General features: G+C 32.5%; 11 protein-coding genes and 1 pseudogene. 10 read left to right on the forward strand and 2 right to left on the reverse strand.

The features are described from left to right. The first annotated feature begins 278 nt into the window (after nt 1-278). The 6 genes from DFO72_RS10795 (at nt 279) to DFO72_RS10815 (ending at nt 4859) form a co-directional block, all read left to right on the forward strand. Nucleotides 279-1181: a DMT family transporter gene (locus DFO72_RS10795; RefSeq protein WP_113885877.1), complete on the forward strand. Its 903-nt coding sequence runs from the start codon at nt 279-281 to the stop codon at nt 1179-1181. A 198-nt stretch (nt 1182-1379) separates the two neighbouring features. Continuing rightward, nucleotides 1380-1937, forward strand: a complete 558-nt coding sequence (locus DFO72_RS10800; RefSeq protein ID WP_113885876.1) for a sigma-70 family RNA polymerase sigma factor — start codon at nt 1380-1382, stop codon at nt 1935-1937. Next, nucleotides 1927-2970 (forward strand): sigma-E factor regulatory protein RseB domain-containing protein, encoded by a 1044-nt coding sequence (locus tag DFO72_RS10805; RefSeq protein ID WP_113885875.1) that lies wholly within the window; start codon nt 1927-1929, stop codon nt 2968-2970. The genes DFO72_RS10800 and DFO72_RS10805 overlap by 11 nt, the downstream gene beginning before the upstream one ends. Nucleotides 2971-3357: 387 nt before the next feature. Beyond that, nucleotides 3358-3558: a hypothetical protein gene (locus DFO72_RS29905; RefSeq protein ID WP_243856128.1), complete on the forward strand. Its 201-nt coding sequence runs from the start codon at nt 3358-3360 to the stop codon at nt 3556-3558. Beyond that, the gene (locus DFO72_RS10810; protein ID WP_243856129.1) at nt 3497-3868 is read left to right on the forward strand and encodes a GNAT family N-acetyltransferase; all 372 of its coding nucleotides are present in this window, start codon (nt 3497-3499) and stop codon (nt 3866-3868) included. The genes DFO72_RS29905 and DFO72_RS10810 overlap by 62 nt, the downstream gene beginning before the upstream one ends. A 532-nt stretch (nt 3869-4400) precedes the next feature. Then, nucleotides 4401-4859, forward strand: coding sequence for a GNAT family N-acetyltransferase (locus tag DFO72_RS10815; protein WP_113885874.1), 459 nt, complete (start codon nt 4401-4403; stop codon nt 4857-4859). A 160-nt stretch (nt 4860-5019) separates the two neighbouring features. Here DFO72_RS10815 and DFO72_RS10820 read toward each other — a convergent pair whose 3' ends face one another. Together DFO72_RS10820 and DFO72_RS29450 are read right to left on the reverse strand one after the other, a co-directional pair. Further along, the gene (locus DFO72_RS10820; protein ID WP_113885878.1) at nt 5020-5340 is read right to left on the reverse strand and encodes a cupin domain-containing protein; all 321 of its coding nucleotides are present in this window, start codon (nt 5338-5340) and stop codon (nt 5020-5022) included. 551 nt (nt 5341-5891) lie between these two features. After that, nucleotides 5892-6041 carry a hypothetical protein gene (locus DFO72_RS29450; RefSeq protein ID WP_166672469.1) on the reverse strand — a complete coding sequence of 50 codons (150 nt, stop codon included), beginning with the start codon at nt 6039-6041 and terminating at the stop codon, nt 5892-5894. A 684-nt stretch (nt 6042-6725) separates the two neighbouring features. Here DFO72_RS29450 and DFO72_RS10825 point away from each other — a divergent pair. The 4 genes and pseudogenes from DFO72_RS10825 (at nt 6726) to DFO72_RS10845 (ending at nt 9742) form a co-directional block, all read left to right on the forward strand. Next, nucleotides 6726-6959, forward strand: coding sequence for a YczI family protein (locus tag DFO72_RS10825; protein WP_113885872.1), 234 nt, complete (start codon nt 6726-6728; stop codon nt 6957-6959). A 130-nt stretch (nt 6960-7089) separates the two neighbouring features. After that, nucleotides 7090-7476: a hypothetical protein gene (locus DFO72_RS10830; protein WP_243856130.1), complete on the forward strand. Its 387-nt coding sequence runs from the start codon at nt 7090-7092 to the stop codon at nt 7474-7476. A gap of 119 nt (nt 7477-7595) precedes the next feature. Then, nucleotides 7596-8434 (forward strand): annotated as a pseudogene (locus DFO72_RS10835) (tyrosine-type recombinase/integrase). Between the two features lie 852 nt (nt 8435-9286). Continuing rightward, nucleotides 9287-9742, forward strand: coding sequence for an SRPBCC family protein (locus DFO72_RS10845; RefSeq protein WP_113881717.1), 456 nt, complete (start codon nt 9287-9289; stop codon nt 9740-9742). Nucleotides 9743-9906: the final 164 nt, after the last annotated feature.

The raw sequence follows: 9906 nt of genomic DNA on the forward strand, positions 1-9906 counted from the left end.
TCTACCCCGACTACCGTTATATTAAGACCCCAAATAAAAAGGTCAACCAGAAATATCTGGCTAACCTTATATTACGAACGGGTGCTTATGTTCAAAATCAGCTGCCTAATCTGGCGGCTTTTTTGTTCAACAAACGGGGCAGGTTAATTCAATAAAAAGTTTATTCAACTCGTGGTTAATTGTCTCATTTAAATTGGAAAGAACCGGTAAGGTTTGTTACAATTACTTACTCAGAAGTTAATTACATATTAAGTTAAACAGCAGGAAGAGGTACTAAAATGATAAATTTCATGTACATATTTTGCTTAATAATATGGGGTCTTAATTTTATTGCGGTGAAAATTCAAGGAACACCAGTCAGTTTGGAATTATCTTTAACATACCGTTTAGTTATGACAGCTTTTTTATTTTTATTTCTTGTTTGGTTCCTTAAACCAAAGGGAAGACCTCAAAGAAAAGATATCCCGTTTATAATTGTGTTTGGTGTATGTAACTTTGCATTAAGTTATCTGTGCCTTTATTACGCCACTATTTTGAGCTCTGCTGCAATTGTAACATTGATCTTTTCGTTAAAAGTTATACTGACTCCGATTGCTCTCCGTGTTTTTTTAAAAGAGAAATTACACTCTCGCGTTTTAACGGGTGGAATACTAGGGGTATTTGGCGTATGTGTCATCCTATATCCCACATTAAATAATTTTCAAGGGCTCACTGATTTAAAAGGTATTATGATTGGTTTGTTAGGCACTATTCTTACAGCTATAGGTGATGCCAGTTCTGCAAGAAATGCTAAACTTAAGGTTAACCCTATCTATGCAAATGCCATTGGTTTTACAGTAGGTAGTGTTTTAATGGGGGCAATTGTACTGTTCCTAGGACATAAAGTTATAATTCCAACAACAGTTACATATTTATCTGCTTTGCTATATTTAACTTTGATTGCTTCTTTTATGGCATGGCTATTTTATTTAAAACTTGTAGAAAAAATTGGAGGAGCAAAAAGTGGGTATATGGTAGCGCTATTTCCAGCAATTGGAGGGATAGCTTCTGTTTTAATTGGTGAATCACCACCATCAATTTATTTGGTAGTAGGTTGCCTATCTAGTTGTATTGGAGCGGCCATTGCTTTAGGATTTGGAATTCGAGGTCAGAATGATAAGCTTCCTGTAAATGTTAATTAAGAATGGACTTCTTTTAAGCAAACGGGAGATTATGTTCAATAGCAGCTGCCTAAATCAGGCGGCTTTTCTTATTCCATAAAAGGGCAGTGTTGCAGAATAGATTAGATTTAAAATTTTTTATTGAAAAAGTTCTAAAATAGAACCTTTAAAAAATACGAATCGTCTAATTACCAAGAAACAAGAATTGTGAGGAGAAAAATGATTAATATGGTAGAGGACTCTATATCAGAACCCCTAAATGATTTAAATCGAGAAGAAAAGCTTAAATGGTTAATGAAAACATACGGTAACGATGTTATTAGAATTGCTTATACATATTTAAAACAACAACAATTGGCAGAAGATGTGTCACAAGACGTATTTATAAAGTGCTACGAGAAGATGGATTCCTTTAGAAATGAATCAACGTATAAAACGTGGCTAATAAAAATTACAGTAAACAAATGTAAAGATGTTTTAAAGAGTTGGTCTTTTAAAAATTTATATATTACTGATTTTTTTAGATCAAAACAAGCTTATTCTACTATTGAACAACAATATTTTAGTAACGAGGAAGATGAATTAATCTCTAAGCAAGTCCTTACACTGCCAGTGAAATTAAGAGAGGTTATTATTTTATATTATTATCAGGAATTTTCAATTGACGAAATATCGGATTTATTAAGGATTAATCCTAATACAGTTAAAACCAGATTGCACCGGGGACGCCTTAAGTTAAAAGAATTATTAGGAGCGTGGTCAGTTAATGCAGAATAAATTGGAAGATTTAAAAGATAAGATGGATAAAAGCATTTTAAAAAATGTGTACTTTGATGATAAGCAGTATCAACAGGTCTTAAATAGGATTGAAAAATCCAAATCTCAAATGCAGGCGTTTCCACTGAAAAATAAGTTTAATGCTTTGCTTAGCATTTCGGTCGTTTCAATACTCTTTTGGGGAATCACATATTTTGTTGGAACCCAGTTAAACATGTTTAATGAATCTGGAACGAAACAAGCAAATGAGCTGAAGGAAAATAAGCAGGAAACTGTAACTAAGCCTTCTAATGAGAAAACGATATATATACCACCTAAGCAAGAAGAAAATTATAATGAAATGACTAAAGAAGAGATCCTAACTAAAATGATTAATACCATAGATAACTTTGAAACGGCTACCGGCGAATTTAAGATGCATTATGGACATTCTCCAGGTTTTTCAGTTGTTGAATATGCAATTGATTTAGAGAATTTTTCAGGGGGATTCGGTAAAAGAACCAATGTGGTAGATGATAAACAGGAGATTACTTCCGAATATTATTCAAAAGGTACAGTGTGGTCAGTATCTGAACAAACAAAGTCCTATATGGAATCAAAATATGGAGAAGAAAGTCGACGAGGTACACCATTAAAAATTGAGGATGCATTTTCAGTGGACAGTGAAGGTAACAATGTAACCACTTATCGGGAAAGACCTCCGATTGGTGTAGCCAATGCAACATTATTTCCTTATGAAATAGCCTCAAACTATACCAGGGATTTAAATAAATGGGAAATTGAAAAACAAAATGAAGAATTACTTGGTCATAACACGCTTGTGATAAAAGGAACTAAAAACCATAGAGATTTCCAATCATTTCGCTTTTGGGTAGATAAGGATACAGGGATATTACTTAAGTATGAAACTTATAATGCTAAAGGTGATATTGTTGATTATCTACATCCTATAAAATTGGAAATTAATGTGCCTATTGATAGCAAAAGATTTACACCGCATTTAGAAGGATATAAAAAAAATGAGCTGCAATGAAGGAACAATAGTGAGAACTGGTATATTGATGAGTTAATCCCTGATTAACTAAATGGACAATGGGAAGAAGCGAAGAAGAAGCAAAAAGAAACAGTGGTGCTAGACTAAAACGGTACTGGGTATATATGTAAAAAAACGGGCAGCTAATAAATTCTAAAGAATCTAATGGAAATGAAGAAACGCTATATCTAGCGAAGACTTCTGCTGAGAAATCACATATAATAAAATGCCATTGCAGAGGGGTATTGGGAGGGCACACTAAAGGTTTTATATGAATAAAATATTTTAACTAACTGCAGCATTTTCTTTTTAAACTAAAGGACAGGTTTGTTGAATTTATAAGGTATCGAATTAAATGGTTAATTTAAAAAGGAGGTAAAAATAAACTTGGATTACGGTGAAGGCATGGAAATAAAAGTTGCTACAAATCAGGACATCAGTGTAATTATTAAAATGTTAAAGCAGACAGCTCAATGGATGAAAGATAATGATATAAACCAATGGCGGTTTCTATTAGATGGTGGTGATGATGGAAGAGATTGGACAAGCCATAATCTATCAGGAAACATACATTGTTATAAAAGATAAGGTTACTGTGGCTGCGTTCACACTATTATCTAAACAAAGTGAATGGGATAAGCATATCTGGGGAAGTGATATTTCTTCAAGATCGCTTTATATACATAGACTTGCAATAATTCCTACTTATATGAAGAAAGGTATAGGGAGAAGTATATTGACTTGGATACAAGACAATGAAATTGATAAAGAATATCTTAAGTTAGATTGTGTTTCAGATAATATTAAATTAAATAACTTTTATAAGTACAATGACTTTGAACTTGTTGGTGTAACCGATGGACATAGTAAATATCAAAAAAGTATAAAAAAGAATTAGAAATTCTTCAACTAAAGAAGGGGACTTATTTTTAAGATCAGCTGCCTAATCTGGCGGCTTTTCTTATTCCATAAAAGGGGGGGCAGTTTAGTGACATAAAAAATATAGAAACCATCTGTGTAATCCACCGTATATCTTAATAGAAAGTTAAAATTGACTTTGATTGATTAGGTAACATCCTTATAGAAGTAAAAGGAGAGGTAATAAAGTTGGGAACTATAGTTGGTATTTTAATCGTTTTGGCATTAATAGCTGTATCTTTATCAATTGGTGTTTGGGGGATAATGGGAGTAATTAAACTTATTAAAAAAAAATAATTAAGCTATGCAGATTAATGCAGCTAAACTAACCTTATCTTCAGGCTCAGCTAACAAAGCCAGGCAGCTTAACAAATTAGGTGGCGTATATTCCGAATAGGGTTGACGCTTTTTTTAGTATTCTTTATTGAACTAACGGGGCAGTTTTGTGGAAGAAGATTTTAATATATTTACGAGAAAGTCTTAATCAAATTAAGCACTTTTTGGAGGAATATATGGAATGTTTTAAAGTAAAGCAATTAAAAAGTCTGTTTTATATTGATTTAACCCATTTAGTTAAGGAAAGCAAAGAGGAGGGTTTTCGGTTTCTTGAAAGACTAGTAAATGATTACGAAAATGGAACTAATAAATTTAATAAGACTGGGGAATCTTTATATGGTTTGTTTAACAAAGAAGGGGTACTAATTGCTATCGGAGGGATTAATATAGATCCATTTTCAAATGATGAAAAAGTCGGACGGTTGAGAAGGTTCTATGTTTCTAAGGATTATCGAAGGAGTGGCCTTGGAAGACTTTTGTTAACTCAAATAATTAACGATGCAAAACACTTTTATAAGGTTTTAGTACTTCATACAGATACAGAACAAGGAGATAAATTTTATACCTCCCTGGGATTTTTAAAGGAAAATATTTATCCAAATTCAACACATTATTTAAGCCTATTTAATATGTGAAGTGTTATTAAAAAAAAAAGGGTCGTTATATGATCCAGCTGCCAAACTAGGTGGCTTTTTCTTATTGAACAAACGGGGCAGGTTTGTTCAATAAGGGTCTATTCTGTAATATCACATTTGACTCAAACTGCACATTAAAAAAGCACCAATATATTGGTACTTAAGTAGATCCATTTATATCATTATCTTTTTTCTCAAAACAGAGATTTACAGTTCTGCCATTAGATCGAGTTCTATGTTGAGTATGTGCTGGTACATTGAAAATTTCACCAGGTAGTAATTTAAATGTTTTATCATTTTCTAAGTCAATTATGAGTTCTCCTTCTAGCACCATAAATAATTCATCTGTGTCATGATCATGCCAATGAAATTCTCCATCAATCACAGCAATTCTTAAAACATGATCATTGACTTCAGACACGACAAAATTCTTATATTCTGTTATATCAGCCACTAAATCTAATAAATTAATTTTTTGCAATAAACTTTCCAAGTATATTTTCTCCTTCCAAAAACAAGAATTATTGAGCTATGTAAATTGTATCGTTTAAACAATAGAAATTAGATAAAAATTAACTTTAAACAGTGATCGATTGATGAGCTTAGTGAACAGTTTGAATAAAATACGCACTACCGGAGAAGGCGGTCATTCAACTTTTAGGGTGTTTATATTCAAGATCAGCTGTCGCTTATTCTTATTCTACAAAAGGGGCAGGTTAGTTCATCAAGAGGGATATAGAAAAAGTTGAACAAGCTGCAAAACAATATGACATTTTGTTGGTGAACATAAGTGACAGGTTGAATTGTAATGTCAAAATAAAAGAAAAAGACCGTTGAACCGGTCTTTTTCCTGCAAATTAAAGATAAATTTTTAATGTGTCTTTAAGAGTCCCTCTTGTTTCTGAATCTTTTTCCAACAAATTAATAACTTTACAACTGATTACAGATACCCTCATAGACGATTTATTAAACCGATCCCCTTAAATTTATAAATAAATCTTTTATAAAAATAAGCAATTACTATACTATGAATTAGGATTGTTTTAACCGTGTTAATTCTGACTGGTGTACCAGTTCAATTCTCCTGTTTTTTGGATTTCTGATTTCTACGTAGCCAGAATCGTATTGATGCACAATTATATATTCTTTTCCGTGATAAATGACTATTTCTTGGTTCGCCAAAAGAGATGCCTCCAGTGATTAAAGTTTTAGATACTTATACCTAAAAACTGACTCATTGAAACTTAAATTTATGTTCACTGAAAGAAAAAATTTTAAAGGATGTTAAGGGGATATTGATCCAAGGGTTAACGCCTTTTTTATAGAGGTTCTTATTGAACAAAAGGGGCAGGTTTGTTGAAAAAGGAGTTTCTTAAATCGAAGGTGATGATAATACATATTCATCCAATTTGAGGGAAAATCGAGTGAAATTCGGGTACGAGGATTTAGCGCTCATTTGCAATGGATAATTTAACTTAAGGAGTGTATGTATGAGAGAAAATATAAAAGAGTTCATGTTTAATTCTAAAAAGTACAGAGTAATTAAAATGATAATATTCTTTATTTTTTTAGTTATAGTAAACATCTCCCGTTTATATGTTGATAAATATCTATTATACTTGTTTTTTATTTCTGTATTAATTGTACTTTCATTTGTTATGCTGTTAAAGTTATTTTGGTATGAAAGAAAAAAGAATGTTAGGACAAGTGTGATGGATTGGATCCTAACAATTTCAATTGTTGTCTTGTTGGTTTATATTTTATTTGAATATTTGCAACTCTAGAGTTTTTCCAATAAATAAAAGGCCAGGATAGTTTAATAATGAATTGGGGATATGTGGTAACTTGGTTAAAGGGGGTTTTTAATTGTTAAAATTTTTGCAAATTATTTTATCAATAACAGTTATTTCACTTGCAGGGTATGGATTGATTACTGAGGATTTTAAGTTTCAACCATATATGATGTTGTTTTTAGGTTTAACGATGTTGGTAATGGGATTAAGAGAATTTCAAAAGGGACAAAAAGGTTACGGCTGGCTAAGTATAGTTGTATTTATATTTATTTTATTTGTATCTATCGAAAGTTTCTTATTGAAGTAACGGGTGCATTACTTTAAGATCCAGCTGCCGAACCAGGCAGCTTTTTCTTATTTAACAAACGGGGCAGATTAGTGCAAGAAGAAACTTAGGATAGAGTATTTCCGACTATATATAAAAAGGGGGTATTACATTGGTTGAAAAGTTATTTTATGTCCTGATTGCATTAGCGTTACTTATTATTAGTGGGTGTTCCAATGAAGGGGAAGCAACCACGGTAACAATTGATAGTATTGATGCCGAGGAAGTTTTAAAATTGGATTCTGATGCTGATATTTTTCAGTATGAAGGAGTTATTTACAAAACTAATATTGAGTGGGTTGAGGAAATGTCTTTAACAAAGGATGTTCAAATCGGTGAAATAAAAACAAAAAATGATGCAAATACAGATTTTAAAGACGAGATGTCGAATAAACTTCCAGTTGGTGCGAAGATTTTTTCCACCAAAGAAAGAGAAGATATATTAATTGTTGAATCTGAAGGAGACATCAAAAAATATCTTGCAATCGTTGAAGGGTAAACAAAATGCCTTGTTCATCTAACGGGCGCAATTACTTAATGAAATTCTATAAAACTAGTATATTTTATAGTTCTCAGGCGAATAATGTTGATAATACAACGATCAGGGAGTTGTTCATTATGCTTGTATCTGAAGCCTGGAATCTATATAAAGCAGATAAACAAATTCAGGGATATTCTTCTCAAACCTTAAAGGTATATAAAGTGAAATGTCCTTATTAATCAAATACTTTGGGGATATTAAGATTCCTGATATTACAACAGAATCCATTAAACTATATCTTGGAGAAGTTGCAGCTGAGTTAAAAGCATCTAGTCTCTGTCATCGGATACGTTTTATAAAATCATTATTTAAATGGGCTCAAGAAGAGAAGTATGTTTCGGTTAACCCGGTATCTACCATTAAAGAACCTAAGCCAGAGAGTAGAATTCCTAAGTTTCTTACAGAAGAGGAAATTGAATTACTTCGTGAAGCATGTAAAACAACTTTTGAGAAAGCTTTATTTGAATTTATGTATTCAACGGGCTGTAGGATAGGAGAAGTTGTAAATTTAGATAAGCACTCAATCAATATGGCAGAACAATCCGTTATCGTTTTTGGAAAAGGAAAAAAAGAAAGAGAAGTGTATTTTAATACTCGATGTAGTATTTGGTTAAAGAGGTATCTAGAAGAAAGATATGATGATCAACAAGCGCTGTTCGTTACGATTCGAGCACCACATCGAATGAGTATTGCACAGATGAGATATGTCATAAAACAGATTTCCAAAAGAGCAGGAATAAATAAATGCATTCATCCACATCAACTTAGACATAGCTATGCAACTACACTTATTAATAATGGGGCACCTTTAGAGGTTATACAAAATTTAATGGGACACGAAAAAAGCGAAACCACTAGAGTCTATGCATACCTGAGTGGACATTTGAGACGCGAGTTATATAAGAAGTTTTTTTAGGTGCTGCTGATGCAGCATTTTTTATTGAACTAAAGGGGCATTTATTGACATTAAAAATATTGAAACCATCTGTGTAATCCACCGTATATCTTAAAAGAAAGTTAAAATTGACTTTGATTGATTAGTTAACATCCTTTATAGAAGTAAAAGGAGAGATAATAAAGTTGGGAACTATAGTTGGTATTTTAATCGTTTTGGCATTAATAGCTTCATCTCTATCGATTGGTGCTTGGGGGATAATGGGAGTAATTAAACTTATTAATAAAAAAAATTAAGCTATACGGATTAATGCAGCTAAACTAACCTTAGGTTCAGGCTCAGCTACCAAAGCCAGGCAGCTTAACAAATTAGGTGGCGAAAAGTTCCCCGTAAGCTAAAGGGGCAGGTTAGTGATAATCCTTAATAATAAAGCACGTTTCCATACAACTTTACGCCAAAAAAGGGCCATTTTACGGAAGAATGCCTTGGGGAGAAAGGAGTTATACGCTTGATTCTTTTTGTAGAAATTTTACGAGCCGTAGCTAGTGTTTTGCTTATTATAAGTGCTGGTTTCTATCTAAGGCATTTAGAAAAGAATAAAAGGCAAAGGAAACTTGTACCACTTGAGTTGATTATGTATTTCACGATACAGTTTGCATTTATTCTCTTTGCTATCAGTTTACTAATTGCAGTATTTTTTTAGATAAAAGTCGTTCATCAATCGGGCGCATTACTTTAAGATCCAGCCGCCATCTCAGGTGGTTTTTCTTATTGTACAAACGGGACAGGTTAGTTCAATAAAAATTAGTTAATATCGACTTTGACCAATTATAATTATAGTGTTAGTAAGTGTTTGTAAAAGGAGAAAATAAAATGCCTGTTATTGAGCATCAACGATTTATTAAAGCACCTGTTGAAGTATGTTTTGACCTTGCAAGAAACGTAGATATTCATACTCAAACGACCTCTAAAACTAAGGAAAGAGCTGTTAGTGGAGTGACAGAAGGGTTATTAGAACAAGGCGATACTGTTACCTGGGAAGCCATCCACTTTGGTATTAAACAAAGGTTGACAGCCAAAGTGACATTAATGGAAAAACCTCATAAGTTTGTAGATGTTATGGTAAAGGGAGCCTTCCGTTCCTTTGTTCATACCCATCAATTTATTGAAGAAGCTGGCGGAACCATAATGATTGATAAATTTCAGTATAAATCACCATTTGGTCTAATTGGCGTTGTAGTGGACAAGTTATTTTTGGAGAAATATATGAGGGCATTTATTGTTTCCCGTGCAAAGGCACTGAAAAAGATTGCTGAAAATATGGATTAACCTTCGTCAACAAAAAGGTGCTTGTGTTCAAAATCAGCTGCTAATCGAGTAGCTTTTTTCTTTTAAACTAAAGGGGCAGGTTAGTTAAAAAAGGAAATGTTATACAAATGTAGAATTGATATTGTATAAATAATTAACGGTTTGGGGTGAAAAGATTAATTGGG

Source organism: Cytobacillus oceanisediminis, assembly GCF_004366035.1.
In the GTDB taxonomy this organism is placed as follows: Bacteria; Bacillota; Bacilli; order Bacillales; family Cytobacillaceae; genus Cytobacillus; species Cytobacillus oceanisediminis_C.